Raw genomic sequence first — 24,287 nt, 5'->3', positions numbered from 1 at the left:
GTACCGCTGTCTGCTCAACCCGGGCGCATCAACCCGGCAGCAGCACCTTGTTCACGACGTGGATCACGCCGTTCGACTGGTACACGTTGGCGATCGTCACCATCGCCGTGCCGCCCTTGGCATCGGTCACCATGACGTTGCCGCCGCTCATCGTCGCGGTCAGCGTGCCGCCGCTGGCGGTCTTCAGCGTGGCCTTGCCGCCGCCTGCGTTGATGGCGCTCATCAGCGCGGCGCCGTCCATCTTGCCCGGCACCACGTGGTACGTGAGCACCTTGGTCAGCGTGGGCTTGTTCTCGGGCTTGAGCAGCGTGTCGACGGTGCCGGCCGGCAGCGCGGCAAAGGCCGCGTTGGTCGGTGCGAACACGGTGAACGGGCCAGGGCTCTTCAGCGTGTCGACCAGGCCCGCCGCCTTCACCGCGGCGACCAGCGTCGTGTGGTCCTTCGAATTCACCGCGTTGTCGACGATGTCCTTCGTCGGGTACATCGCGGCGCCGCCGACCATCGGGTTCGACGCCATGGCGCTGCTGCCGCTGCCGCTCATGCCCATGCCGCCAGCGCAGGCGCCGAGCAGGACCGAAACGCCGAGTGCAATCACGAGTTTTTTCATTGAAGGCTCCTGAAAAGAAATGGTTCTTGGAAGGTGTCTGTGGAAACCGCCAACAGCTCGGAGGCGCGTTGCGCTTGAGTCGAATACGGGGCCTGCGCGTGTTTGGATTCGCACCCGGTTTCAGATTTGTTGCGCGTCGGCTTTGCGCCACAGCCGCGCGCGCCGCGCTTGCGCATCGCACGCGCGCTCGACAGAATCCGCCCTTCGTTTTTCAGCAACAGTTTCTTTTCACCGCGCCTGGTGACGATCGACCTCCCGGGCGCCTCAACTCATCAATGAACCGTTTCCTGAACACCTGACCCGCACACCGACCGCCCCGGCCGGAGGTGCATCCACGCATCCGCCGAGGCCCATCGACAAAGGCCCCGCGCAGCCATTCGCCGGGGCCTTTTTGTTTCTGGAGTGTGCGCACATATGAGTGCTCAACGAAGGGCCCGCGACGACGACAAGCGTCTGGGCCGGTTTTACTTTTCGGTGCCCGGCGCGGCACCGCGCAATCCCGTGGTGGCCGCAATGGCACGCGGCGAATCCAGCCAGGGCGCAGGCCGTCACCTGCGCACGCACCGCGCGGAGCGGCGCGCGCAGAAGGTGGCGTTGCAGAAGGCAGCGCACGGCCTGCGAAGGGGGGGCGACGATGCGTGACGACATGGACATGGACAAGGTCATCGTCGAGCGGCCGCGAGGCGGCTGGCGCGTGCAGGGCGACGGGCGCCAGTGGCGCAACAGCAGGGAGCGGGGCTCGCACCTGGGCATGAAGCGTGGCTACGGCCATCCGAAGTGGCTCAGCGAGAACCTCGCGCCGCTCAAGCGCTGGCTGCACAAGCAGGTGCATCGGCCGTGGGACAAGGTGTACGCGGACCTGTGCAGCGGCATCGACCGGCGCAGCACCGTGCAGGCGCACGTCTTCGAGCACATCGGCAACTTCGTCGAACGCGCGGCCGTGCTGCGCAATGGCGAGGTGCGGGTGCCCTCGCGCCGGTGCAACAACGGCCCGTGCGTGCCATTGCGCGAAGCGGTGCACGTCGAGTTGTTCGTGCATCCGGTCACCGGCATCCTGCTGCCCAACCGGCGTCTGCGCGAGGCGCGCGAGGCGCGCGCGGTGCGCGAGCAGGCCCGCCGCGAGGCTTTCGCCAGAAGCAGGACGGCCGGCACGCCGCAGGTCTTTCACGTGATCGACGACGTCACGCAATGGCACCGGGTCGACGGCTGCTGGTTCGAGATCACGCTCGCCGCGCTGCCCGAGTTGCGGCGAACCATGCTCGACGTGACCTACCACGATGTGCTGCGCCGCTGTGCCGTGACACGGCGCGGCGGTTGCGAGAAGCCGGCGTTCGGCTCAGCCGACGACCGCGAGATGTACGGACGCGATCACGTGTATGCCGCCGCCATGCGAAGGCTCAGCCAGCGGGAGGTGCGGGAGGTGCGGGAGGTGCGGGAGGTGCGGGAGCGCTTCGCCAGCTGAGGGCCGAGGCCGGCGCCACGGCGGCGGTCATGCGCCGGGACGTGCCGGCACGTGCGCCCGAGGCAGCACCAGAAAGGCGAAGGTGCCCGCGGCCAGCATGCCCGCGATGGTGAGGAAGACCGCGCGAAACGGTTCCGTGCCGTGCGCCACGGCCCACGACGCGGCCACGCCGGTGGTCCACTGCATGAGCGACACGCCCAGGAACATCGCCATGTTCAGCAGCGCCATCGCGCGGCCCGTCATCGCCGCCGGGTAGGAGGTCTTCGTGTACGCGTACTGCAGCACGCTGTAGCCCGAGAGCAGGCCGTAGGCAATCGGCAGGCCGATGTCCACCGCGCTCGAATGCGTGAGCGCCATGGCGGCGAACATCAGCGCGGCGGCCAGTGCGCAGCCCATCATCCAGCGGGCGCGCCGCGCACCGCCCGGGTCCATGCGCCCGAACAGCGCCGGGCTGATCATGCCGGCGACCGTCATCACCAGCGCCACGTTGCCGCTGGACACCAGCGACAGGCCATGGCGGTCGTGCAGCACGGGCCCGAGCCACAGGCCGCGCAGCGTGATGAACGCCGCGTACGACACGCATGCGAAGCAGATCAGGCCCAGCGTGTGCGGCATCGCGAACAGCGGCAGCAACTCGCGCACGGCCTTGCGCAGCGACTGGCGCTCGGCCGGTGCAGCCTGCGCGCTTTCAGGATCGACCGCGCGCGCGGGCTCGCGCACGCGCCAGAAGATGACCAGCCACGAGAGCACCGCGAAGCCAGCCAGCACCGCATAGCCGGCGCGCCACGAGGCGGCTTCGATCAGCAGCGCCAGCGGCGTGCCGGTGAACACGATGCCCAGTCCGGCCATGCTCATCACCAGCCCCGACATGGCGGTGAAGCGAGAGGCGTCGAAGTGCCGCGCGATGAACACCGTGCAGGCCAGGAACGCCGGCGCGCAGCCCACGCCGATCAGTGCCTGCCCCAGCAGCAGCGCGTGGTAGTTCGGTGCCATGGCGCACAGCACGGCGCCCGCCACGGCGAGCGGAAAGGCGGTGAGCACCGTGCGGCGCACGCCGAACATGTCGATCGACACGCCCATCGCGAGCTGCATGATGCCGAAGGCGAAATGAAAGGTGCCCGCCCAGATGCCGAGCTGCTGGGGCGTCAGGCCGAAGTAGCCGGTGAGCGGCGTGGCCATCATGGCGCCGACCGTGCGGAAGGCCTGGCTCAGCGCGAAGGCCGAGGCCAGTGCAACCAGCATGGCGGCGGCGGAAGCCGACCCATGCGAGAAACGGAAAAAGCGGAAAAAGCGGGAGGTGCGTGAGCGCGGCGCGGTGTCGCCGCTGCGCTGCGCGGGCTTGGGTGCCGCGTTCGGGTTCATGAGAGAGGAGGCCGGGAAGGATGGGAGCGGCCTGAATGCTAATGGATCGACGCGCAGCGTGCAGCCGCTAGCCGTCGAGTTCGCGCTTGAGCGAGGCGTTGCCGATCTTCTTGCGGCACAGCATCCGGCGCGCCCCGGGCCCGGCGGCCATGCCGAGGTCGAGCAGCAGGGCGTCGCGCAAGCGAGCGTCGCCATGGCGCAGCGATTTGTCGAGGGCGTCGACCCTGGCCAGCAGTTCGTCGAAGGCATCGCTGCCGTCGCCGGCCACGTCGGCGGCAGGCCGGGGGGCCTTGGCGTACGCGCGCACCAGCAGTTCTTCTTCGAGCCCCGTGGCTGCGGTGAACATGCCGCGGTGCGTGGCGATCCACGCGCGCAGCGTGGCGAGGTCCGCCGTGCCGGCGTAGGCGCGCAGCGCCGTCGCGCGGTAGTTGTCGCCGAAGCCCTTGGCCGTGTCGCACAGCTGCAGTGCCGCGTCGAGCCCGTGCCGCGCGGCGACCTGCTCGACCAGCAACTCGCGCGCATCGAGCAGCGTGTGCCGCTCCGGGCGCTGGTCGGCCTTCTTGTGCTTCGCGAGGAAGCCCGCGGCGTCGCCGTTTCGCGCGTGCTGCATCAGCAGCACGCGGTCCGCGCGATGCGCCATGCCGGAGCGCAGGCGCGGCGCGATGTCCTGGTCGACGCGTGCCATCTCGCCCTGCATGGCGAGGTCCGCGGCGATGTGCAGCAGCAGGTGGCCGCGCAGGATCTCGTCGGGCACCTGCAGCGTCCACGCCAGCATCTCGTCCGCGCCGAGGCCGGCCGTGTCGAACAGCACTTCGATGCGCTCCATCCAGCCCAGGCCGTGGCCGCTGCGGTTTCCGCGCAGCCGCTTCATCATGTCGGCCCACGGCGTGCGGTAGCCGCGGTGCCCCAGGTAGCCGCAGCCCAGGCCCCTGCCTGTGTACGGTTCGCCGGCAAGGGCATCGATCAGCGGCTGCACCTGTGCGGCCAGCGCATCGAGTTGCGCCCGCTGTTCGTCGCTGGGGTGGTAGCCGATCGCATCGTCGAGTTCGATCGCGCGGATGCAGCGCGTGAGGGCGTCTTGAATGCGCGGGTCCATGGCTAAGGCCTCGGGTCTGGTGGGTGGGGCGCGTCGGTGGGCGATGCTTCCCGCACGGCCGACCGGAGCATCGCGGCCACCGCGCCGCACAGCAGGCCGACGCCCGCGCCCATCGACGCATGGACCGGTGCGGCGAGTCCGCCGATGACCGCACCGCTACCGGCAACACGCGGGCCCGCGCCCATGAGAAACCCGATGACGGCGCCCAGCGCCGTTCCTGCAAGGATCAAGGTGGTCGATTTCATTGCGGTGTGCGACGGTCCTGGCTCACGCGGGCGAAGACACGCGGGTGTGCGACCGCGCATGATAGGAGCGCCGGTTGCGCGCCGCCAGAAAAAAAGCCGGGCTGCAAGAGCCCGGCTTTCATTCATTCGCTGGTGCCGAGGCTCAAGCCTCGCCCTTCACCTTCAGCCGCCACGCGTGCAGCAGCGGCTCCGTGTACCCGCTCGGCTGCTCGATGCCCTTGAACACCAGGTCCTGCGCGGCCTTGTAGGCGGCCGAGGTGTCGAAGTGGCCGGCCATGGGCAGGTACTGCGCGTCGCCCGCGTTCTGTTCGTCGACCACCTTGGCCATGCGCTGGAAGGTCTCGTCGACCTGCGCCCTGGTCACCACGCCGTGCAGCAGCCAGTTGGCGATGTGCTGGCTGGAGATGCGCAGCGTGGCGCGGTCTTCCATCAGGCCGACGTTGTGGATGTCGGGCACCTTCGAGCAGCCCACGCCCTGGTCGATCCAGCGCACCACGTAGCCCAGGATGCCCTGAACGTTGTTGTCGATCTCCTGCTGCTTCTCGGCGTCGGTCCACTTCGCTTCGGCCGCGATGGGCACCTGCAGCAGGGCGTTGAGGATGTTGTCGCGTTCGCCGTCGGCGTCGATCTTCTCCAGCTCCTGCTGCACCGCGGTCACGCTGACCTGGTGGTAGTGCAGCGCATGCAGCGTGGCGGCGGTGGGCGAGGGCACCCAGGCGGTGTTGGCGCCGGCCTTGGGGTGGGCGATCTTCTGCTCGAGCATCGCGGCCATCAGGTCGGGCATGGCCCACATGCCCTTGCCGATCTGCGCCTTGCCGCGCAGGCCGCTGGACAGGCCCACCAGCACGTTGTTCTTCTCGTACGCGCCGATCCACGCGCTGGACTTCATGTCGCCCTTGCGGATCATCGGGCCGCCCTGCATGGCGGTGTGCATCTCGTCGCCGGTGCGGTCGAGGAAGCCGGTGTTGATGAAGGCCACGCGCGCGGCGGCCTCGGCAATGCAGGCCTTCAGGTTCACGCTGGTGCGGCGCTCCTCGTCCATGATGCCGAGCTTCACGGTGTTGGCGGGCAGGCCGAGCAGCTGCTCGACGCGGCCGAACAGCTCGCTGGCGAACGCCACTTCGGCGGGGCCGTGCATCTTCGGCTTGACGATGTAGATGCTGCCGGTGCGCGAGTTGCCCTTGCGCTTCAGGTCGATGGTGGCGATGGTGGTGGTCACCACGGCGTCCAGGATGCCTTCGGGGATTTCCTTGCCGGCTTCGTACAGCACGGCCGGGTTGGTCATCAGGTGGCCCACGTTGCGCAGGAACATGAGCGAGCGGCCGTGCAGCTTCACGGGCTGGCCGTTGGCGCCGGTGTATTCGCGGTCGGGGTTCAGGCCGCGCGTGAAGGTCTTGCCGCCCTTGGCGACTTCTTCGGTGAGCGAGCCTTCGACGATGCCGAGCCAGTTCGCGTACGCCACCACCTTGTCGGCCGCGTCCACCACGGCCACCGAGTCTTCGAGGTCGAGGATGGTGGAAAGCGCGGCTTCCAGCACCAGGTCGCTCACGCCGGCCGCGTCGGTCTTGCCGATGGGCGTGCTGCGGTCGATGCGGATGTCCAGGTGGATGCCGTTGTGCTTGAGCAGCACCGACGACGGCGCGGCGGCGTCGCCCTGGTAGCCGATGAACTGCGAGGCATCGGCCAGGCCGGTGCTGCTGCTTTGCAGCGCGACGACGAGCTTGCCGTCCTTCACGCTGTAGCCGGTGGCCATCTTGTGCGAACCGTTTTCCAGCGGTGCGGCCTGGTCGAGCACGTTGCGCGCGAACTCGATGACCTTGGCGCCGCGCACGGGGTTGTAGCCCTTGCCCTTTTCGGCGCCGCCGGACTCGGGGATGGCGTCGGTGCCGTACAGCGCGTCGTACAGCGAGCCCCAGCGCGCGTTGGCGGCGTTCAGTGCGTAGCGCGCGTTCAGGATGGGCACCACCAGCTGCGGGCCGGCCTGCAGCGCGAGCTCGGAGTCGACGTTGGTGGTGGTGGCCTTCGTGCCCTGGGGTTGCGGCAGCAGATAGCCTATCTTTTCCAGGAAGGCGCGGTAGGCCGGCATGTCGGCGATCGGGCCGGGGTTCTTCTCGTGCCAGGCGTCGAGCTCGGCCTGCAGGCGGTCGCGTTCGGCCAGCAGGGCGATGTTCTTCGGCGCGAGGTCGTGGACGATGGCGTCGAAGCCCTTCCAGAAGACGTCGCTGGCCACGCCGGTGGCGGGCAGGACCTTGTCCTCGATGAAACGGTGGAGCTCGGTCGCGACCTGGAGTCCGTGGGCGGTGGTGCGGGCGGTCATGGGGGTTCTCCTTGAGAAAGATGCAGTCTTGGGACGAACTTTATTCGATACCTCGATGGCCAGTAAGAGCCGCTGGCGGGATTTATCTGTGACAAAAATGAAGGTAATGCAGCGCGCGGGCGCCCGGCGTGCCAAGGGTAGGCACTGATAAGGGCACCGGAGGCGAGGGATATATTTAACTTCTTAAATAAATCCGGCCTGTTCCCATGATCCTCCTGGCTTCCAATGAAAACCCGCTCGGCATGCCCGAGTCGGCCCGCCGCGCGGCGGCCGCGGTGCTCGAAGGCGCCGGCAACTACCCCGACAGCAACGGCACCGCGCTGAAGAACGCGCTGGCCGCCCGGCTCGATGTGCCGCCGGACTGGCTCACGCTCGGCAGCGGCTCGAGCGAGATCCTCGAACTCGCGGCGCAGGTGAGTCTGAAGCCGGGCGAGGGCGTCGTCTACTCCCAGTACGGCTTCGTGGTCTATGCACAGGCCGCGGCCCACGCCCATGCGCGCGCCACCGTCGTGCCGGCGCGCGAACACGGCCACGACCTCGGGGCCATGCGCGCCGCCATCGGCGACGACACCCAGCTGGTGTTCGTCGCCAACCCGAACAACCCGACCGGCACCTTCATCGACGCCGCGCCGCTGCTGGCCTTCCTGCAGTCGGTGCCTTCGCACGTGACGGTGCTGCTGGACGAGGCCTACACCGAGTACCTGTCGCCCGCGCAGCGCTACAACAGCATCGAGTGGGTGCGGCGCCTGCCGAACCTGATCGTGGCGCGCACCTTCTCCAAGGCCTTCGGGCTGGCGGGGCTGCGCATCGGCTACGGCGTGTCGCAGCCGGCGCTGGCCCTGCGCATGAACGCGCAGCGCCCGCGCTTCAACGTGACCACGCCGGCGCAGGCCGCCGCGGTGGCCGCGCTGGGCGACACGGACTACCTGGCGCGCACCTATGCGCTCAACACGGCCGGCCGCGAGCAGCTCGCGGCGGGCTTCACCGAGCTCGGCCTGCCGTACGTGCCCTCGTCGGGCAACTTCCTGATGGTGCAGGTCGGCGACGCGCAGGCCGTGCACACGCGCCTGCTGGCGGCGGGCATCGAGGTTTCGCTGCTCGGCAACTACGGGCTGGGCGAGTGGCTGCGCATCAGCATCGGGCTGCCCGAGCAGAACCGCGCGGTGCTGGCCGCGCTGCGCTGACCCGGGCGGGCCGGGCTGGGCCAGGTCGAGCCAGGCCGAGGCGGACTTCGCGCGCGTGACTGTTTTTTCCGACAACCCTCCGAGGAGACAAGAACCATGAAACGCCGTCAGTTCGCAGCGCGCACCGCTGCCGCCTTTGCCGCCACGGCCGCCACGGCCGCCGCGCCGTGGGTGTTCGCGCAAGACCGCACGGTGCGGATCCTGGTCGGCTTTCCGCCGGGCGGGTCGGCGGACGTGGTGGCGCGGGTGCTCGCCGAGAAGATGCGCGTGTCGCTGGGGCAGAACGTGATCATCGACAACAAGCCCGGCGCGGCCGGCCGGCTTGCGCTGGGCGAACTCAGGCGCGCCGCGCCGGACGGGGCCACGCTGGCGTTCTCGCCCAGCGGCGCGATGGTGATCCACCCTTGGCTCTATCCGAACCTCGGCTACGACCCGGCGAAGGACTTCACGCCGATCGCGCTCGGCAGCACCTTCGACTTCGCGGTGACGGCCGGCCCCGGCGCGCCCGCGGGCGACCTGAAGACGGTGCTGGCCTGGATGAAGGCCAACCCCGGCAAGGCCAACTACGCCACCTCGGGCGCGGGCACGGTGCCGCACTTCGCGGGGCAGCTGATCGCGCAGGCGGCCGGCGTGCCGATGACGCACGTGGCCTACCGCGGCGGCGCGCCCGCCGCGCAGGACCTCATCGGCGGGCAGGTGCCGCTGATGGTCGACACGGCCTCGGAAACCATCGAGCACCACCGCGCTGGCAAGGTCCGCATCCTCGCGGTGACGGGCGAGCAGCGCAGCCGCGCGCTGCCCGAGGTGCCGACGCTGAAGGAGGCGGGCATCGACGTGACGGCCGACGCCTTCTTCGGGCTGTACGGGCCGCCGGGCATGCCGCCCGAACTGGTCGCGCGCATCGACCGGTCGGTGGCCGATGCGCTGCGCATGCCCGACGTGCAGGAAAAGATCCATTCGCTGGGGCTCGTGCCCACGCATGCCGGGCCGGCCGAACTGGCGGCGGTCCAGGCGGCGCACCTGAAGCGCTGGGAGATGCCGATCAGGAACTCGGGATTCAAGGCCGAGTCCTGAGCCTGGTATTTCTCCCTCCCCTTCCGGGGGAGGGCGGGGTGGGGGCCGGCAACCTTTGAGCGCGCGCGGCGTTGAAGGCCGCGTGCCCCCATCCCGGCCTTCCCCCGGGAGGGGAAGGAGCAAGACCGCCGACGCGGCGCTGGTGCCTCACACCTGCGCGCTGAGGTCCTTCGCCGCGGCGCGCACAGGTTCGATGTAGGCCGCGTCGTACCGGTGCGCCGGCATCGTCAGCGTGACCGCCGCGGCCAGGCGGCCGTCCGCGTGGAACACCGGCGCGGAGATGCCCGCGAGTTCGGCCGTGCGGTCGCCCACCAGCGCGCAGTAGCCCTGCGCGCGGATCGCGTCGTACAGCTTGCGTTCCTTCGCGCCGCGCGGCCGCTCGGCCTCGGGCCCGAAGGCGATCAGCACGCGCGCCCCGGCGCCCCGGTCGTTGGGCAGCAGGTCGCCCGCGCGCACGTGGTCGCGCACCACGTGCGACGAATCGACCCGGAACTGGCACAGGCGCACCCAGCTTTCGCCCTGGTCCTGCCGCACGTGGTAGGCCGCGCTCTCGCCCGTGTCGGCGGCCAGTGCGCGCAGCACCGGCAGCACGATGCGGTCCAGCGACTGCGACGCCGCATAGAGCCCGTGCAGCCGCGCGATCTCCATGCCCAGCGCGTAGCGCCCGTCGTCCTGCCGGCGAATCAGCCGTGCGTGTTCCAGCGACGCCAGCAGCCGCAGCACCGTGCTCTTGTAGAGCTGCGTGCGCTCGGCGAACTGCGCGAGCGTGAGCGCCTCGTCGCCCGCCCGGAAGGCCGAGAGCAGGCTCAGCGCGCGGTCGACCGCGGCGGCGCCGCCGGGGGCTGCGTTGAGGTCGGACACCGATTCGGTCTGGGCTTTGCGGGGCATGGGGTGAGGCAGTGGCGGAGTGGGGGAATGGCTCGGCTTGACAGTCGATGCGTTCGACGGTCTAATTCTGTTTAACGGAATTTAGTTCTGTCTAATAGAACTGTCAAGCGAAGCTTCAAGAAAGCTTCCACTCCAGGAGACACCCTCGATGACACCCCCCGACGTCCTCATCAGCGAGGTCGGCCCGCGCGACGGCCTGCAATCGGTCAAGGCCACCATGCCCACGGCCGACAAGCTGCGCTGGATCGACGCGCTCTACGCCGCCGGCGTGCGCGAGATCGAGGTCGCGTCCTTCGTGCCCGCCAAGCTGCTGCCGCAGATGGCCGATGCCGCCGACGTGGTGCGCCACGCCGTCACGCTGCCCGGCCTGGTGGTGATGGCGCTGGTGCCCAACCGCAAGGGCGCGCAGGCCGCGCTGGAAGCCGGCGTGCACAAGCTCACCATGCCGGTGTCGGCCAGCGTGGCGCATTCGCTGGCCAACGTGCGCAAGACGCCCACCGAGATGGTGGACGAGGTGCGCGCCATCTCCGAACTGCGCCGCGCCATCGCGCCGCAGGTGAAGCTCGAGGCGGGCATTTCCACCGCCTTCGGCTGCACGCTGCAGGGCCTGGTGCCGGAAGACGACGTGATCCGCCTGGCCGCGCAATGCATCGAGGCCGGTGCCGACGAGTCGGGTCTTTCAGACACCGTGGGCTACGCCAACCCCGCGCAGGTGCGCCGCCTGTTCAAGCGCCTGCGCGCCGAGGTCGGCAGGCATGCCGGCGCGGCCCACATGCACAACACGCGCGGCCTGGGCATCGCCAACTGCCTGGCGGCATGGGACGAGGGCGTGCGCACCTTCGACGCTTCGCTCGGCGGCCTGGGCGGCTGCCCGTACGCGCCCGGCGCCTCGGGCAACGCGGTCACCGAAGACCTCGTGTTCATGTTCGAGGCGATGGGCGTGCGCACGGGCATCGACATCCTCAAACTCATCGCGGCGCGCGCGCCGCTCATGGCCGGCCTGCCCGGCGAACCGGTCTACGGCATGACGCCCGAGGCCGGCCTGCCCAAGGGTTTCGTTCAGGGCCTTGCCCAGGAAAACACCGCACATGTCTGAAGCCAATCCACCGCCGAATCCCTTGCCCTACGCCGGCATCCGCGTCGTCGAGTTCACCCACATGGTCATGGGCCCGACCTGCGGCCTGCTGCTGGCCGACCTGGGCGCCGAGGTCATCAAGGTCGAGCCCATCGAGGGCGACAACACGCGCCGCCTGCTGGGCTCGGGCTCGGGCTTCTTCCCGACCTTCAACCGCAACAAGAAGAGCATCGCGCTCGACCTGAAGCAGCCCGAAGGCGTGGAGGCCGCGCTGCGGCTCATCGCCACGGCCGACATCGTGAGCGAGAACTTCAAGCCCGGCACCATGAAGAAGCTGGGGCTCGACTACGAGACGCTGGCCAAGCTCAACCCGCGCCTGATCTACGTGAGCCACAAGGGTTTCCTGCCCGGCCCCTACGACCACCGCACCGCGCTCGACGAGGTGGTGCAGATGATGGGCGGGCTGGCCTACATGACCGGGCGCTCCGGAGACCCGCTGCGCGCGGGCACCAGCGTGAACGACATCATGGGCGGCATGTTCGGCGCCATCGGCGCCATGGCCGCGCTGCGCCAGCGCGAGCTCACCGGCAAGGGCTGCGAGGTGCAGTCCGCGCTGTTCGAGAACAACGTGTTCCTGGTGGCGCAGCACATGATGCAGTTCGCCGCCACCGGCAAGGCGGCCGACCCGATGCCCAGCCGCATCTCGGCCTGGGCCGTGTACGACGTGTTCACGGTGAAGGACGGCGAGCAGATCTTCCTGGCCGCCGTGAGCGACAAGCAGTGGCTCATCTTCTGCAAGGCCTTCGGCCTGGAAGACATGCTGGCCGACCCGCGCCTGAAGACCAACAACGACCGCGTGCGCGCGCGCGAATGGATGATGCCGATCCTGCGCTCGCACCTGGCGAACCACAGCGCGGGCGAGCTCGCGGCGGTGTTCGAGAAGAACGAGCTGCCGTTCGCGCCCATCACCAGGCCGCAGGAGCTGTTCGACGACCCGCACCTGAACGCCACCGGCGGCCTGGCGCCGGTGCGCATGAACGACGGCAGCATGGCCAAGGTGCCGCTGGCGCCGTTCACGCTGGGCGGCGAACGCCCCGGCATCCGCCTTCAGCCGCCGCACATCGGCGAGCACAGCCGCGAGCTGCTGAAAGAAGTGGGCTACAGCGATGAAGCAATCGCTGCGCTCGAGACACGACACATCACCCTCGGAGACTGACACCATGTTTTTCACTTCACGGCGCGCCTTGCTGGCGTGCGCCGCGGCCGCCGCATGCCTGAGCGCCGCTCCCTCCCTCGCCCTGGCCGACACCGCCTGGCCCGACAAGCCGGTGCGCCTGGTCGTGCCCTACACGCCCGGCGGCGCCACCGACATCGTGGCGCGGCTGATCGCGCAGAAGCTCATCGACGACACCCACTGGACCTTCATCGTCGACAACCGCGCGGGCGGCAACGGCAACATCGGCATGGACGTGGTGGCCAAGTCCAAGCCCGACGGCTACACCGTCGGCCTGGGCCAGACCGCCAACCTGGCGATCAACCCGACGCTGTTCCCCAAGATGCCCTACGACGCGCTGAAGGACCTGGTGCCGGTGGCGGTGGTGGCCTCGCAGCCGGTGGTGCTGGTGGTGCGCGCGGACGCGCCCTACAAGTCGCTGGCCGACCTGGTCGCGGCCGCCAAGGCCCAGCCCGGCGAGATCAAGCAGGCGCTGGCCGGCACCGGCACGCTGGGCCACATGGCCGGCGAGGTGCTGGCCAGGCGCGCGGGCTTCAAGGTGCTGAACGTGCCGTACAAGGGCGCCGCGCCTGCCATCACCGACCTGCTCGGCGGCCAGACCGACTACATGTTCGCCACGCCGCAGGGCGCGCTGGCCATGGTGAAGGGCGGCAAGCTGCGCGCGCTGGCCGTCACCTCGGCCAAGCGCCTGCCGGTGATGGCCGACGTGCCGACCGTGGGCGAGAGCTACAAGGGCTTCGAGGCGGTGGACTGGAAGGCGCTGGTGGTGCCGGCCGGCACGCCCGCCGACATCGTGAAGAAGCTCAACGCCGCCGTCGACAAGGCGCTGGCCAAGCCCGCGACCATCTCGCAGCTGCTGGCCGAAGGCAGCACGCCGGTCGGCGGCAGCGCCGAGAAGGCGGCGCAGTACATCAAGGCGGAGCACGCGCGCTGGGGTGCGGCGGTGCGCGAGGCCGGGGTGCGGCCCGAATAACGGCCGCTGCTTGCGAGGGTAGGAGGGCGGCGGAAGGCGGGGGCGGGCTATAGTTTCCGCCCCATGGACCGTCTCAAGCAGCTCGAATCCTTCGTCTCGGTCGCGACCCGGGGCGGGCTCACGGCCGCGGCCAAGGCCGAGGGCGTGGCGCCGGCCATCATGGGCCGCCGGCTCGACGCCCTGGAAGAACGCCTGGGCGTGAAGCTGCTGGTGCGCACCACGCGACGCATCACGCTCACGCACGAAGGCAGCGCCTTCCTGGAAGACTGCCAGCGCCTGCTCACCGAGTTCGCCAACGCCGAAGCCAGCGTGAGCGCCGGCGGCGTCAAGGCCAGCGGCCACCTGCGCGTGACCGCGCCGGCCGGCTTCGGCCGCCGCCACGTCGCGCCGCTGGTGCCGCGCTTTCATGCGCTGCACCCGGAAGTGACGATCTCGCTGAACCTCAGCGACCGCGTGGTCGACGTCACCGGCGAGAGCTTCGACTGCGCGGTGCGCGTGGGCGACCTGCCCGACTCGTCGCTGGTGAGCGTGCGGCTGGCCGACAACCGCCGCCGCTGCGTCGCCACGCCGGAGTTCGTGCGCCGGCACGGCAAGCCCAGGCACCCGGGCGAGTTGTCGCGCTTCGCCTGCCTCACGCTGTCGAGCGACGCCTCGCAAACGCGCGGCTGGGCCTTTCGCATTACCACCGAGGCCGGCGCGCAGGAGCTGATCCACCTGCGCCCCAGCGGTCCGCTCGACTGCTCCGACGGCCAGGTGCTGCACGACTGGTGCCTGGCCGGCCACGGCATCGCCTGGCGCAGCACCTGGGAGGTCGAGGCCGAGATCGATGCCGGCCTGCTGGTGCCGCTGCTCGACGAGTTCGCCGCGCCGCCCAACGGCATCTATGCGGTGTTCGCCGGCGCCAAGCACCTGCCGCTGCGGGTGCGACTGTGGCTTGATTTCCTCAAGGAGCAGTACGGGAATCCGGAATTCTGGGGTGGAAGGGCCTGAGGGCGGGGGAGCGGCGGCAGAATCCGTTCAACGCTCCCATCTGCAAATCCGCCGCTCCTGAGAAGAAAGCCATCGATGACCCTCGAAGCCATCCTCGCGTACCTGCACTTGCTGGCCATCCTCACGATGGTCGTGTTCATTTCCAGCGAGGCCGCGCTGTGCCGCGTGCAGTGGCTCAACGCCGCGGTGGTGGAGCGGCTGGCGAAGCTCGACATGGTCTACGGCATCGCGGCCATCGCGGTGCTCGCCACCGGCATCGCGCGCACCTGGTGGGGCGTGAAGGGCACGGCCTGGTACTGGACCAACCCGCTGCTGCACGTGAAGCTGGGGCTCTTCATCATCGTGGGCGTGGTGTCGATCTTCCCGACGCTCACCTACTTCCGCTGGCGCAAGACGCTGCGCGCCACCGGCAAGCTGCCGGCCGAGGCCGACGTGAAGAAGACGCGCAAGCTGGTGATGGTGCAGGCGCACCTGATCGCGCTGATTCCGCTGGTGGCGGTGTTCCTGGCACGCGGCTTCGGCAAGTAAGCGCAAGCAGGCAACCCGTCACATGGGACACCCCGGCATCCAGCTCCTGTTTGCCGGCACCATCTTCAGCAGCGCGTTCCTGCTGTTCCTGGTCCAGCCGCTGATCGCCAAGCAGATCCTGCCGTGGTTCGGCGGCTCGGCCGCGGTGTGGTCGATCTGCATGGTGTTCTTCCAGGTCGTGCTGCTCGCGGGCTACGCGTACGCCGACTGGGTCACACGCCACCTGCGCATGCGGGCGCAGGCCGTGCTGCACGTGGCGCTGCTGCTCGCGAGCCTGGCGCTGCTGCCGATCGTGGTGAGCGCCCAGTGGAAGCCCACGGGCACCGAAGACCCGGCCTGGCGGATCCTGGGCCTGCTGTTCGGCACCATCGGCCTGCCGTACTTCCTGCTCTCGACCACCGGGCCGCTGGTGCAGTCGTGGGTGGCGCGCACGCCCTGGGGCGCGCAGGTGTACCGCTATTTCTCGCTGTCGAACCTGGCCTCGCTGCTGTCGCTGCTGAGCTACCCGGTGCTGATCGAGCCGCGCAGCTCGCTGCTGCAGCAGGCCAACGGCTGGTCGTGGGGCTACGCGGCGTTCGTGCTGCTGTGCGCGGGCACCACGCTGTACATGGCCCGGCGCTGGCCCGCTGGCGCGATGCCCCTGCCTTCCCCGGCGCCCAGCCAGGCGGGCGTGCCCGACACGCCGCCGCGCATGGCCGACTACCTGTTGTGGCTCGCGCTGCCGGCGCTGGCCTCGTGGCTGCTGTTGGCCGTGACGAACCACATCACCCAGAACGTTGCCGCGGTGCCGTTCCTGTGGGTGCTGCCGCTGTCGCTTTACTTGCTGACCTTCGTGCTGTGCTTCGAGAGCGACCGCTGGTACCGGCGCGGCGTGTTCCTGCCGCTGGCCGCCGCCATGCTGCTGCTGTGCGCCTTCGGCCTGCAGCGCCACTTCGTCGCCGAGGTGCGCGTGGCGCTGCCGTTGTACGTGGCGGGGCTGTTCGTGCTGTGCATGTTCCTGCACGGCGAAACCGCGAAGCTGCGGCCGGGGCCGCGCTACCTGACGCGCTTCTACCTGATGCTGTCGCTCGGCGGCGCGCTGGGCGGGGTGACGGTGGGGCTGGTGGCGCCGCATGTGCTGGCGGCGTATTACGAGCTGGGGCTCGGCCTGATGCTGACCGCGCTGGCGGCGGCGTTCGTGCTGCGCCGGCAGGTGCGCCTGCGGGTGTGCTGCGTGGCGCTGGCGGCCTGCTGCACGCTGTTCCTGCTGGTGCAGGTGGGCAGCGACCGCGCGGGCGCGCGCAGCCTGCAGCGCAACTTCTACGGCGCGCTGCTGGCGTACGACACCCCGGCCACGCCGCCGTCCGACAGCGTGCGCGAGCTGGCGCACGGCTCGGTCAAGCACGGCGCGCAGTTCCTCGACCCGGCGCGCCGGCGTGAGCCGACCACCTACTACGGCGAGACCTCGGGCATCGGCCGCGCGATTGCCGCCGCGCCGGCCGGGCCGCGCCGCGTGGGGCTGATCGGGCTGGGCACCGGCACGCTGGCCACCTACGGCCGCGGCGGCGACGTCTACCGCATCTACGAGATCAATCCGCAGGTGTTCGCGCTGGCGGACGAGGAGTTCACCTTCCTGCGCGACAGCCGCGCCCGCATCGAGCGCGTGCTCGGCGACGCCCGGCTGGCGCTGGAGCGCGAACCGGTGCAGGGTTTCGACGTGCTCGCGGTGGACGCCTTCTCGGGCGACTCGGTGCCGGTGCACCTGCTCACGGCCGAGGCGATGGACACCTACCTGCGCCACATGCGGCCCGACGGCGTGATCGCCTTCCACGTGACCAACCGCTTCCTGGCGCTGGCGCCGGTGATCGCCAAGGTGGCCGAGGTGCGCGGGCTGCACGCGGTGCTGGTGCACGACGATGCCGCCCAGGCCGGCTGGCTGCGGCGCACCGACTGGGTGCTGGTGGCGCGCAACCCGCAGGTGCTGGCGCGCGAGCCGGTGCGCGCGGCGGCGGCGCCGATTGCCACCGAGCCCGGCCAGCGGCCCTGGACCGACGACTTCAACAATCTGCTTGGCGCGTTGAAGTAGCTTCAGGGTTCAGGGTTCAGGGTTCAGGGTCCAGGGTCCAGGGTCCAGGGTCCAGGAGCCAGCTTGGTGGCGCGGCCACGAAAAAGGCCCGCACGCGGCGGGCCTCTTTTCACAAATGTCAGCCATGTCGGCTATGTCAGCGGCTTCGGCCGCTCGCCGACGAAGGCGCTCAGCCCTTGGCGGCGTCGGCTTCGCACTTCTTCATGAAGCTGTTCTTCGCGGCACCGGCCAGGGCCTTGCCGTTCTTGTCGACCGCCTTGGTCGCGCAGGCGGGTGCCGCGGCGGCCTTGGTTTCCTTCTCGCACTTCTTGATGGAGCTGGCCTTGGCGGCGCCGGCCAAAGCCTTGCCGTTCTTGTCGACGGCCTTGGCGTCACAGGTGGCGCCGGCAGCCGGTGCGGCCATGGCGGGGGCTGCCGCGGGGGCGGCGGCCTTGTCCTGCGCGTAGGCGCTGAACGACAGGCAGGCGCCGAGCGCGACGGTGGACGCGACCAGGGAAAGGAGCTTCTTCATGATGGATATGTCCTTGCAAGGTTGGGTTATCTGACGGTTGCCCCGCCCCGGGGCCGACCACCTCAACGGTCGAAGTTGCCGGTTGGATGACGATCGTCAACAGCTCCCGGGTTTGCCCCCGGTAAAATTTGCGGATGCTATTGGTCAAACAGGAGCTGCTCGCGGCGCTCGCGAACACGCTCGAATCCCTCTCGCCCGGCGCTGGCTCCAAAGCCGCGTTCGAGTCGCCCAAGGTGGCTGCCCATGGCGATTTCGCCAGCACGGCCGCCATGCAGCTCGCCAAACCGCTGGGCCAGAAGCCCCGCGACCTGGCCGAGCGCCTGAGCACCGCGCTGCTCGCCACCCCCGCTTTCACCCAATGGGTGGAGGCGATCGAGATCGCCGGTCCCGGTTTTCTCAACATCCGTCTCAAGACGGCCGCCAAGCAGCAGATCGTGCGCGAAGTGCTGGCCGCGGGCGGCGGCTTCGGCCAGCAGCCTGCCACGGGCGAGAAGGTGCTGGTCGAGTTCGTCTCGGCCAACCCGACCGGCCCGCTGCACGTGGGCCACGGCCGCCAGGCCGCCCTGGGCGATGCCATCTGCAACCTGCGCGCCTCGCAGGGCGAGAGCGTGTGGCGCGAGTACTACTACAACGACGCCGGCGTGCAGATCCAGACGCTGGCCAACAGCACGCAACTGCGCGCGCGCGGCTTCAAGCCCGGCGACGCCGAATGGCCCAGCGGCGAGAAGGCGCCGGCGTACAACGGCGACTACATCGCCGAGATCGCCGCCGACTTCAAGGCCAAGAAGACCGTCAAGTCGGAAGACCGCGAAGTCACCGGCACCGGCGACATCGAGGACATCGAGGCCATCCGCGAGTTCGCCGTGGCCTACCTGCGCCGCGAGCAGGACCTGGACCTGCAGGCCTTCCGCGTGCGTTTTGACCAGTACTACCTGGAGTCCAGCCTGTACACCAGCGGGCGCGTCGAGGCCGCGGTGCGCAAGCTCGTGGCCGCCGGCAAGACCTACGAGCAGGACGGCGCGCTGTGGCTGAAGTCGACCGACTACGGCGACGATAAGGACCGCGTGATGAAGAAGCAGGACGGTACGTACACGTACTTCGTGCCCGACGTCGCGTACCACATCGCCAAGTGGGAGCGCGGCTTCCACAAGGTCATCAACATCCAGGGCACCGACCACCACGGCACCATCGCGCGGGTGCGCGCCGGGCTGCAGGCCGCCGGAGAAGGCATTCCCGAGGGCTACCCCGACTACGTGCTGCACACCATGGTGCGCGTCATGAAGGGCGGCGAAGAGGTCAAGATCAGCAAGCGCGCCGGCAGCTACGTCACGCTGCGCGACCTGATCGAGTGGACCAGCACCGACGCCGTGCGCTTCTTCCTGCTGAGCCGCAAGCCCGACACCGAGTACACCTTCGACGTCGACCTGGCCGTCACCAAGAACAACGACAACCCGGTGTACTACGTGCAGTACGCGCATGCGCGCATCTGCTCGGTGCTGGCCGGCTGGGGCGGCGACGCCGCCACGCTGAAGGACGTCGACCTGTCGCCGCTGGAAAGCCCGGCCGCCCAGGCGCTGATGCTGCTGCTGGCCAAGTACCCGGCCATGCTCACGGCCGCGTCCAAGGATTTCGCCCCGCACGACGTCACTTTCTACCTGCGCGAACTGGCCGCCAGCTACCACAGCTACTACGACGCCGAGCGCATCCTGGTCGACGACGAACAGGTCAAGCTGGCCCGCCTGGCGCTCGTCGCCGCGACCGCGCAGGTGCTGCACAATGGCCTCGCGATTCTCGGCGTCAGTGCGCCGAGCAAGATGTGAACCACCTCAACATGAAGAAGACAACCAGACAACGCGGCAACATCGTCATCGGCCTGATCATCGGGCTGGTGCTCGGCCTGGGCGTCGCGCTGGGCATTGCGGTCTACGTGACCAAGGTGCCGATCCCGTTCGTGACCAAGACGCAGCGCGGCGGCGCCGAGCAGGACGAGGCCGAGGCCCGCAAGAACCGCGACTGGGACCCGAACGCGCCGTTGGCCGGCAAGGCGGGCGCGGCCAAGCCGGCGCCGGCCGCGACCGGCCCGGTCAACCCGATCACCGGCGAGCCGGCCACCGCCGCCGTGGCCCCCGGCACCCCGCCGCCCACGACCGCGCCGCCGGTGCCCGTGGTGGTGACGCCCAAGCCGCCGCGCACGGCACCGGTACCGGCCGAAGCCAACGCGCTGCCGCCGTCGAACGATCCGCTGGGCGACCTCGCGCGGGCGCGCTCGGGCAGCACGACCACCGCTTCTGCCGCGCCGAGCAGCAGCAACAACAGCAGCGCCGCCAGCAGCTCGGGCGCCGATCCGTTCATGTACTTCGTGCAGGCCGGCGCCTTCCGCACCACCGACGACGCCGAGGCGCAGCGCGCCAAGCTCTCGCTGATGGGCGTGGAAGCCAAGGTCACCGAGCGCGAGCAGGCGGGCCGCACCGTCTACCGCGTGCGCGCCGGCCCGTTCAACAAGAAGGACGACGCCGACCGCCTGAAGGACCGTCTCGACGGCGGCGGCATGGAATCGGCGCTGGTCCGCGTGCAGCGCTGAGCCGGCGGCCGACACGAATAGCCCTTAAGCTTCGCGCGGCGGCGTTTGCCGCCACCATTCATCGCTCTAAGCCCTGTGCGCACCGTGGGCGGGGGAACTCCCCGCCGCGCGCCGGCTCAGTCTGCCGTACCAACTGGAGAACCCTTTCAATGAAACGTCGTGACTTTTCGCTGGCCGCCACTTCGCTCGGGCTGTTGTCCCTGGCCGCCAACCCGGCTCACGCCCAGGCGCGCGTGCCCAAGGCCGGCACCGAGTACCTGGTGCTCGACAAGCGCGCACCGGTCGACGCACCGGCCGGCAAGATCGAAGTGGTCGAGTTCTTCTCGTACAACTGCCCGCATTGCAACGACTTCGAACCGTCCCTCGAAGCCTGGGTCAAGACGCTGCCGAAGGAAGTCGCGTTCCGCCGCATTCCCGTGCCGTTCGTGGGCAACGACGTCGAAGCCAAGCAGCGCCTGTACTACGCGCTGGAAGCCATGGGCAAGGTCGACGAGTTCCAGCCGAAGGTGTTCAGCGCGATCCACGCGCAGCGCCAGAACGTGAACGGCGACGCCAACATCATTGCCTGGGCCTCGGCCAACGGCTTGGACGGCGCCAAGTTCAAGGAAACCTTCACCTCGTTCGGCGTGGCCAGCAAGGCCAAGCGCGCCACGCAGATGACCGACGCCTACAAGGTGGCCGGCGTTCCCGCGATGGCAGTGGCCGGCCGTTGGTATGTGGATGGCGAGACCGCCGGTAACATGACCAAGGTGCTTCAGGTCGTGAACTATCTGGTCGGCGAAGCAAAGAAGGGCTGACCGAAGCAAAGAAGGGCTGACGCCCGAGGCCGCGCGCATTTCCTGCCGCTGCCTTCTCCCTTTTTGCAAGGGATACCTGGCCCGCCTCGGCGGGCTTTTTCATCTGTGCGTGCGGGGCTGACGCAATCAGCCGCATACAATGCCGAGCAAGTTTCGTGCCTCTATGACATTGCACTCTTACCCCACCACTCCCCTCCTGCGTCGCGTCGGCCGCCTGGCCGCCGCCGCGCTCCTGCTGGCCGGCTTCGCTTCGGGCGCGCTGGCCGAGACCGCCGACCGTACCAAGCCGATGAACATCGAGTCGGACGCCATGCGTTACGACGACCTGAAGCAGACCAGCGTGTTCACGGGCAACGTGCTGGTCACCAAGGGCACGATCATCATCCGCGGCGCACGCCTGGACGTGCGCCAGGACGCCGAGGGCTACCAGTACGGCGTGGTCACCGCGGCACCCGGCAAGCGCGCTTACTACAAGCAGAAGCGCAACGCGCCCGACGAGTGGATCGAGGGCGAGTCGGAAGTCATCGAGTACGACAGCCGCGCCGACAACGTCAAGTTCATCCGCAACGCCGTGATGCGCCGCCTGCTCGGCGCCACGCCGAACGACGAGAGCCAGGGCGCGCTGATCGTCTACGACCAGAGCAACGACACCTACACGGTCAACGGTTCCACCGTGCCGCCGAACACCGCCGTCAACGCGTCCACCCCGGGTGGCCGCGTGAAGACCATCCTGACCCCCAAGGCCGCGACCGCGCCCGGCGCTGCCGTTCCGGGCGCTCCGGCCGGTGCCAAGGCGCCGCCGCCGGCACCCACCCCGGCGCCCGGCAAGGGCCTGCGCCCGAGCACCACGCTCAGTGACGAGGGAGAAACCCGCAAGTGATCGAAACCGCTGGAACGCAGGACGCCAACGGCACGCCGGGCAGCCGCCTGGTCGCGCGCGGCCTGAAGAAGAGCTACGGCAGCCGCACGGTCGTGAAGGACGTCTCTCTCGACGTGCAGAAGGGCGAAGTCGTCGGGCTGCTCGGGCCGAACGGCGCGGGCAAGACCACTTCGTTCTACATGATCGTCGGGCTGGTGCGTGCCGACGCGGGCGACATCACCATCGACGGCGAGCCGATCGCCCACATGCCGATCCACCGCCGCGCCCGCATGGGCCTGAGCTACCTGCCGCAGGAAGCCTCGATCTTCCGCAAGCTCACGGTCGAGGAAAACGTGCGCGCCGTGCTCGAGCTGCAGCAGGAGCCCGACGCCAACGGCAAGATGGCGGCGCTGTCCAAGCAGCACATCGAAGAGCGCCTGTCCGAGCTGCTGGCCGACCTGCGCGTGGACCATCTGCGCGATTCGCCCGCGCTGGCGCTGTCGGGCGGCGAGCGCCGCCGCGTCGAGATCGCGCGCGCGCTGGCCACCCAGCCGCGCTTCATCCTGCTGGACGAGCCCTTTGCCGGTATCGACCCGATCGCGGTGATCGAGATCCAGCGGATCATCAGTTTCCTGAAGGAACGTGGCATCGGCGTGCTCATCACCGACCACAACGTGCGTGAGACGCTGGGCATCTGCGACCACGCGTTCATCATCAGCGACGGGCACGTGCTGGCACAAGGCACGCCTTCGGAGATCGTCGACAACGCCGAAGTACGCAGGGTGTACCTCGGCGAGCACTTCCGGATGTAAGGGAGGGTCGGGTTCTCCATGAAGCAAGGGCTGTCCCTTCGCGTCTCGCAGCATCTTGCGCTGACGCCCCAGCTCCAGCAGTCCATTCGGCTGCTGCAACTCTCCACGCTCGAACTGAGCCAGGAGGTGGAGCAGATGCTGGACGAGAACCCGTTCCTGGAGCGCACCGCGGAAGAGGCGGCGCGCGAGGAGTTCGGGCTCGACACGGCCGATGCGCCGGTGCCGCGCGATGACGCAGGCGACAGCGCCGATGGCGGCGAGGGCGACTTCACTCCATCCGCAAGCACCTCCAGCACGTCCACGGAAACCAGCACCAGCAGCACGGAGTCCGACGGCCCGGCCGCCGAAATCACCGAGCGCGAGCCCGACTGGGAAGGCGACGGCACCGTCGACATGGCGGCGCCCGACGACAGCGAGTGGGGCAGCGACGCGCCCGCGCGCCAGAACAACCTGGGCGACGACGAACGCGCCGACGCCACCGAGCTCGCGCGCAGCCAGGAGTCGCTGCAGTCGTTCCTGCACCGCCAGGCGCTGAGCCTGCGGCTGAACGAGAACGACAACGCCGCGCTGCGCTTCCTGATCGAATCGCTCAACGACGACGGCTACCTCGAAGACTCGCTGCCCGCGCTGGCCTCGGGCCTGGCCGGCGACGACAACGACCAGTTCGACGACCTCGTGCACCACTTCCAGGTGGCGCTGGGCCTGCTGCAGAGCCTGGAGCCCGCCGGCGTCGGCGCGCGCGACCTGGGCGAATGCCTGAGCATCCAGCTGCGCGCGCTGGCCAGCGAGGACGAGAGCGACGACCAAGCGCTGGTCCGCAAGACCGCCATCGCCATCTGCAAGCTGCCGATGGAGCTGCTCGCGCGGCGCGACTTCAAGCGGCTGGCCACGCTCACCCGCACCAACGAGGAGCTGGTGCGCTCGGCGCTGCAGATCATCGCGCGCCTGGAGCCCAAGCCAGGCCGGCGCTTCGTGGACGTCGAGCGCAACATCGTCATTCCCGACGTGATCGTCACCAAGACGGGCCGCGGCACCAACATCAAGTTCCGCGTCATGCTGAACCCCGAGGTCATGCCGCGCCTGCGCGTGCACGACATCTACGCCGGCGCGCTCAAAGCGCACAAGGGCGAGGGCAGCCAGGCGCTGTCGCAGCGGCTGCAGGAGGCGCGCTGGTTCATCAAGAACATCCAGCAGCGCTTCGACACCATCCTGCGCGTGAGCAACGCCATCGTCGAGCGGCAGAAGAGCTACTTCGTGCACGGCGAGCTCGCCATGCGCCCGCTGGTGCTGCGCGAGATCGCCGACGAGCTGGGCCTGCACGAGTCGACCATCTCGCGCGTGACCACCGCCAAGTACATGTCCACGCCGTACGGCACGGTCGAGCTCAAGTACTTCTTCGGCTCGGCGCTGGGCACCGAGACCGGCGGCAACGCGTCGAGCACCGCGGTGCGCGCGCTGATCAAGCAGTTCGTGAGCTCCGAGAGCATCAAGAAGCCGCTGTCGGACAGCCAGATCTCCGAGATGCTGAAGGAGCAGGGCATCGAGTGCGCGCGCCGCACCGTGGCCAAGTACCGCGAAGCGCTGCGCATCGCCCCCGCCAACCTGCGCAAGGCGCTGTAGAAAGCCG

The 24,287-nt window shown here is 69.4% G+C and carries 24 protein-coding genes; 16 read left to right on the top strand and 8 right to left on the bottom strand.

What is annotated here, in order from left to right; all coding sequences use genetic code 11:
- Positions 1 to 28: 28 nt before the first annotated feature.
- A complete protein-coding gene (locus tag BM013_RS12390; RefSeq protein ID WP_256221497.1) occupies positions 29 to 547 on the bottom strand; it encodes a fasciclin domain-containing protein in 519 nt (172 codons plus the stop codon).
- Positions 548 to 603: 56 nt separating this feature from the next.
- Positions 604 to 825: a hypothetical protein gene (locus BM013_RS40480; RefSeq protein ID WP_143098273.1), complete on the bottom strand. Its 222-nt coding sequence runs from the start codon at positions 823 to 825 to the stop codon at positions 604 to 606.
- A 196-nt stretch (positions 826 to 1,021) separates the two neighbouring features.
- Between BM013_RS40480 and BM013_RS12385 the strand changes: the two genes are divergently transcribed.
- Positions 1,022 to 1,249, top strand: a complete 228-nt coding sequence (locus tag BM013_RS12385) for a hypothetical protein (protein ID WP_093127230.1) — start codon at positions 1,022 to 1,024, stop codon at positions 1,247 to 1,249.
- Between the two features lie 10 nt (positions 1,250 to 1,259).
- Positions 1,260 to 2,069, top strand: coding sequence for a hypothetical protein (locus tag BM013_RS12380; RefSeq protein ID WP_256221480.1), 810 nt, complete (start codon positions 1,260 to 1,262; stop codon positions 2,067 to 2,069).
- Positions 2,070 to 2,096: 27 nt separating this feature from the next.
- Here the strand turns inward: BM013_RS12380 and BM013_RS12375 are convergent, their stop codons facing one another.
- From BM013_RS12375 to BM013_RS12360, 4 genes are all read right to left on the bottom strand, one after another.
- A complete protein-coding gene (locus BM013_RS12375; RefSeq protein WP_093127224.1) occupies positions 2,097 to 3,431 on the bottom strand; it encodes an MFS transporter in 1,335 nt (444 codons plus the stop codon).
- A gap of 67 nt (positions 3,432 to 3,498) precedes the next feature.
- Entirely contained in the window at positions 3,499 to 4,527 is a 1,029-nt protein-coding gene (locus BM013_RS12370) for a hypothetical protein (protein WP_093127221.1), read from the bottom strand.
- A 2-nt stretch (positions 4,528 to 4,529) separates the two neighbouring features.
- A complete protein-coding gene (locus tag BM013_RS12365) occupies positions 4,530 to 4,772 on the bottom strand; it encodes a hypothetical protein (protein WP_093127219.1) in 243 nt (80 codons plus the stop codon).
- Positions 4,773 to 4,914: 142 nt separating this feature from the next.
- Positions 4,915 to 7,089 carry a malate synthase G gene (locus tag BM013_RS12360; protein WP_093127216.1) on the bottom strand — a complete coding sequence of 725 codons (2,175 nt, stop codon included), beginning with the start codon at positions 7,087 to 7,089 and terminating at the stop codon, positions 4,915 to 4,917.
- A 206-nt stretch (positions 7,090 to 7,295) separates the two neighbouring features.
- Between BM013_RS12360 and hisC the strand changes: the two genes are divergently transcribed.
- A complete protein-coding gene (gene hisC, locus BM013_RS12355; protein WP_093127213.1) occupies positions 7,296 to 8,273 on the top strand; it encodes a histidinol-phosphate transaminase in 978 nt (325 codons plus the stop codon).
- 96 nt (positions 8,274 to 8,369) lie between these two features.
- Positions 8,370 to 9,347 (top strand): Bug family tripartite tricarboxylate transporter substrate binding protein, encoded by a 978-nt coding sequence (locus tag BM013_RS12350; RefSeq protein WP_093127210.1) that lies wholly within the window; start codon positions 8,370 to 8,372, stop codon positions 9,345 to 9,347.
- Positions 9,348 to 9,494: 147 nt separating this feature from the next.
- Here BM013_RS12350 and BM013_RS12345 read toward each other — a convergent pair whose 3' ends face one another.
- Positions 9,495 to 10,235 (bottom strand): IclR family transcriptional regulator, encoded by a 741-nt coding sequence (locus tag BM013_RS12345; protein ID WP_093127208.1) that lies wholly within the window; start codon positions 10,233 to 10,235, stop codon positions 9,495 to 9,497.
- 148 nt (positions 10,236 to 10,383) lie between these two features.
- On the opposite strand from BM013_RS12345, the gene BM013_RS12340 reads away from it, so the two are divergent.
- The 6 genes from BM013_RS12340 (at position 10,384) to BM013_RS12315 (ending at position 17,100) form a co-directional block, all read left to right on the top strand.
- Entirely contained in the window at positions 10,384 to 11,331 is a 948-nt protein-coding gene (locus tag BM013_RS12340) for a hydroxymethylglutaryl-CoA lyase (protein ID WP_093127205.1), read from the top strand.
- Complete coding sequence (locus tag BM013_RS12335; RefSeq protein ID WP_093127203.1) at positions 11,324 to 12,526, top strand: CaiB/BaiF CoA transferase family protein; 1,203 nt, start codon at positions 11,324 to 11,326, stop codon at positions 12,524 to 12,526. The genes BM013_RS12340 and BM013_RS12335 overlap by 8 nt, the downstream gene beginning before the upstream one ends.
- A 4-nt stretch (positions 12,527 to 12,530) precedes the next feature.
- Positions 12,531 to 13,517, top strand: coding sequence for a Bug family tripartite tricarboxylate transporter substrate binding protein (locus tag BM013_RS12330; RefSeq protein WP_093127201.1), 987 nt, complete (start codon positions 12,531 to 12,533; stop codon positions 13,515 to 13,517).
- Positions 13,518 to 13,580: 63 nt separating this feature from the next.
- On the top strand, positions 13,581 to 14,507 hold the full coding sequence (locus BM013_RS12325) for a LysR family transcriptional regulator (protein ID WP_093127199.1): 927 nt from the start codon (positions 13,581 to 13,583) through the stop codon (positions 14,505 to 14,507).
- A 75-nt stretch (positions 14,508 to 14,582) separates the two neighbouring features.
- A complete protein-coding gene (locus tag BM013_RS12320; protein ID WP_093127197.1) occupies positions 14,583 to 15,035 on the top strand; it encodes a DUF2214 family protein in 453 nt (150 codons plus the stop codon).
- 22 nt (positions 15,036 to 15,057) lie between these two features.
- Positions 15,058 to 17,100, top strand: coding sequence for a fused MFS/spermidine synthase (locus tag BM013_RS12315; RefSeq protein WP_093127195.1), 2,043 nt, complete (start codon positions 15,058 to 15,060; stop codon positions 17,098 to 17,100).
- A gap of 169 nt (positions 17,101 to 17,269) precedes the next feature.
- On the opposite strand, the gene BM013_RS12310 is transcribed toward BM013_RS12315, so the two are convergent.
- Positions 17,270 to 17,611 carry a hypothetical protein gene (locus tag BM013_RS12310; RefSeq protein ID WP_093127192.1) on the bottom strand — a complete coding sequence of 114 codons (342 nt, stop codon included), beginning with the start codon at positions 17,609 to 17,611 and terminating at the stop codon, positions 17,270 to 17,272.
- A 134-nt stretch (positions 17,612 to 17,745) separates the two neighbouring features.
- Here BM013_RS12310 and argS point away from each other — a divergent pair, with 134 nt between their 5' ends.
- The 6 genes from argS to rpoN all read left to right on the top strand — a co-directional run bounded on the left by argS (position 17,746) and on the right by rpoN (position 24,280).
- Positions 17,746 to 19,431, top strand: coding sequence for an arginine--tRNA ligase (gene argS / locus BM013_RS12305; protein ID WP_093127190.1), 1,686 nt, complete (start codon positions 17,746 to 17,748; stop codon positions 19,429 to 19,431).
- Positions 19,432 to 19,442: 11 nt separating this feature from the next.
- A complete protein-coding gene (locus BM013_RS12300; RefSeq protein ID WP_093128080.1) occupies positions 19,443 to 20,192 on the top strand; it encodes an SPOR domain-containing protein in 750 nt (249 codons plus the stop codon).
- A 149-nt stretch (positions 20,193 to 20,341) separates the two neighbouring features.
- Positions 20,342 to 20,989: a thiol:disulfide interchange protein DsbA/DsbL gene (locus BM013_RS12295; RefSeq protein ID WP_093127187.1), complete on the top strand. Its 648-nt coding sequence runs from the start codon at positions 20,342 to 20,344 to the stop codon at positions 20,987 to 20,989.
- A gap of 163 nt (positions 20,990 to 21,152) precedes the next feature.
- On the top strand, positions 21,153 to 21,869 hold the full coding sequence (gene lptA, locus BM013_RS12290) for a lipopolysaccharide transport periplasmic protein LptA (protein ID WP_093127184.1): 717 nt from the start codon (positions 21,153 to 21,155) through the stop codon (positions 21,867 to 21,869).
- Positions 21,866 to 22,660 (top strand): LPS export ABC transporter ATP-binding protein, encoded by a 795-nt coding sequence (gene lptB, locus BM013_RS12285; RefSeq protein WP_093127181.1) that lies wholly within the window; start codon positions 21,866 to 21,868, stop codon positions 22,658 to 22,660. Before lptA ends, lptB begins: the two co-directional genes overlap by 4 nt.
- 18 nt (positions 22,661 to 22,678) lie before the next feature.
- On the top strand, positions 22,679 to 24,280 hold the full coding sequence (rpoN, locus tag BM013_RS12280; RefSeq protein WP_093127179.1) for an RNA polymerase factor sigma-54: 1,602 nt from the start codon (positions 22,679 to 22,681) through the stop codon (positions 24,278 to 24,280).
- Positions 24,281 to 24,287 lie beyond the last annotated feature (7 nt).

This window comes from Variovorax sp. OK605 (assembly GCF_900115445.1).
Classification (GTDB): domain Bacteria; phylum Pseudomonadota; class Gammaproteobacteria; order Burkholderiales; family Burkholderiaceae_C; genus Variovorax.
This window is presented reverse-complemented; position numbering and strand designations above follow the sequence as displayed.

Coding starts and splice junctions, on each gene's coding strand:
- BM013_RS12390 (WP_256221497.1), bottom strand. CDS start 547: ATGGGCATGAGCGGCAGCGGCAGCAGCGCCATGGCGTCGAACCCGATG.
- BM013_RS12385 (WP_093127230.1), top strand. CDS start 1,022: ATGAGTGCTCAACGAAGGGCCCGCGACGACGACAAGCGTCTGGGCCGG.
- BM013_RS12380 (WP_256221480.1), top strand. CDS start 1,260: ATGGACAAGGTCATCGTCGAGCGGCCGCGAGGCGGCTGGCGCGTGCAG.
- BM013_RS12375 (WP_093127224.1), bottom strand. CDS start 3,431: ATGAACCCGAACGCGGCACCCAAGCCCGCGCAGCGCAGCGGCGACACC.
- BM013_RS12370 (WP_093127221.1), bottom strand. CDS start 4,527: ATGGACCCGCGCATTCAAGACGCCCTCACGCGCTGCATCCGCGCGATC.
- BM013_RS12365 (WP_093127219.1), bottom strand. CDS start 4,772: ATGAAATCGACCACCTTGATCCTTGCAGGAACGGCGCTGGGCGCCGTC.
- BM013_RS12360 (WP_093127216.1), bottom strand. CDS start 7,089: ATGACCGCCCGCACCACCGCCCACGGACTCCAGGTCGCGACCGAGCTC.
- hisC (WP_093127213.1), top strand. CDS start 7,296: ATGATCCTCCTGGCTTCCAATGAAAACCCGCTCGGCATGCCCGAGTCG.
- BM013_RS12350 (WP_093127210.1), top strand. CDS start 8,370: ATGAAACGCCGTCAGTTCGCAGCGCGCACCGCTGCCGCCTTTGCCGCC.
- BM013_RS12345 (WP_093127208.1), bottom strand. CDS start 10,235: ATGCCCCGCAAAGCCCAGACCGAATCGGTGTCCGACCTCAACGCAGCC.
- BM013_RS12340 (WP_093127205.1), top strand. CDS start 10,384: ATGACACCCCCCGACGTCCTCATCAGCGAGGTCGGCCCGCGCGACGGC.
- BM013_RS12335 (WP_093127203.1), top strand. CDS start 11,324: ATGTCTGAAGCCAATCCACCGCCGAATCCCTTGCCCTACGCCGGCATC.
- BM013_RS12330 (WP_093127201.1), top strand. CDS start 12,531: ATGTTTTTCACTTCACGGCGCGCCTTGCTGGCGTGCGCCGCGGCCGCC.
- BM013_RS12325 (WP_093127199.1), top strand. CDS start 13,581: ATGGACCGTCTCAAGCAGCTCGAATCCTTCGTCTCGGTCGCGACCCGG.
- BM013_RS12320 (WP_093127197.1), top strand. CDS start 14,583: ATGACCCTCGAAGCCATCCTCGCGTACCTGCACTTGCTGGCCATCCTC.
- BM013_RS12315 (WP_093127195.1), top strand. CDS start 15,058: ATGGGACACCCCGGCATCCAGCTCCTGTTTGCCGGCACCATCTTCAGC.
- BM013_RS12310 (WP_093127192.1), bottom strand. CDS start 17,611: ATGAAGAAGCTCCTTTCCCTGGTCGCGTCCACCGTCGCGCTCGGCGCC.
- argS (WP_093127190.1), top strand. CDS start 17,746: ATGCTATTGGTCAAACAGGAGCTGCTCGCGGCGCTCGCGAACACGCTC.
- BM013_RS12300 (WP_093128080.1), top strand. CDS start 19,443: ATGAAGAAGACAACCAGACAACGCGGCAACATCGTCATCGGCCTGATC.
- BM013_RS12295 (WP_093127187.1), top strand. CDS start 20,342: ATGAAACGTCGTGACTTTTCGCTGGCCGCCACTTCGCTCGGGCTGTTG.
- lptA (WP_093127184.1), top strand. CDS start 21,153: ATGACATTGCACTCTTACCCCACCACTCCCCTCCTGCGTCGCGTCGGC.
- rpoN (WP_093127179.1), top strand. CDS start 22,679: ATGAAGCAAGGGCTGTCCCTTCGCGTCTCGCAGCATCTTGCGCTGACG.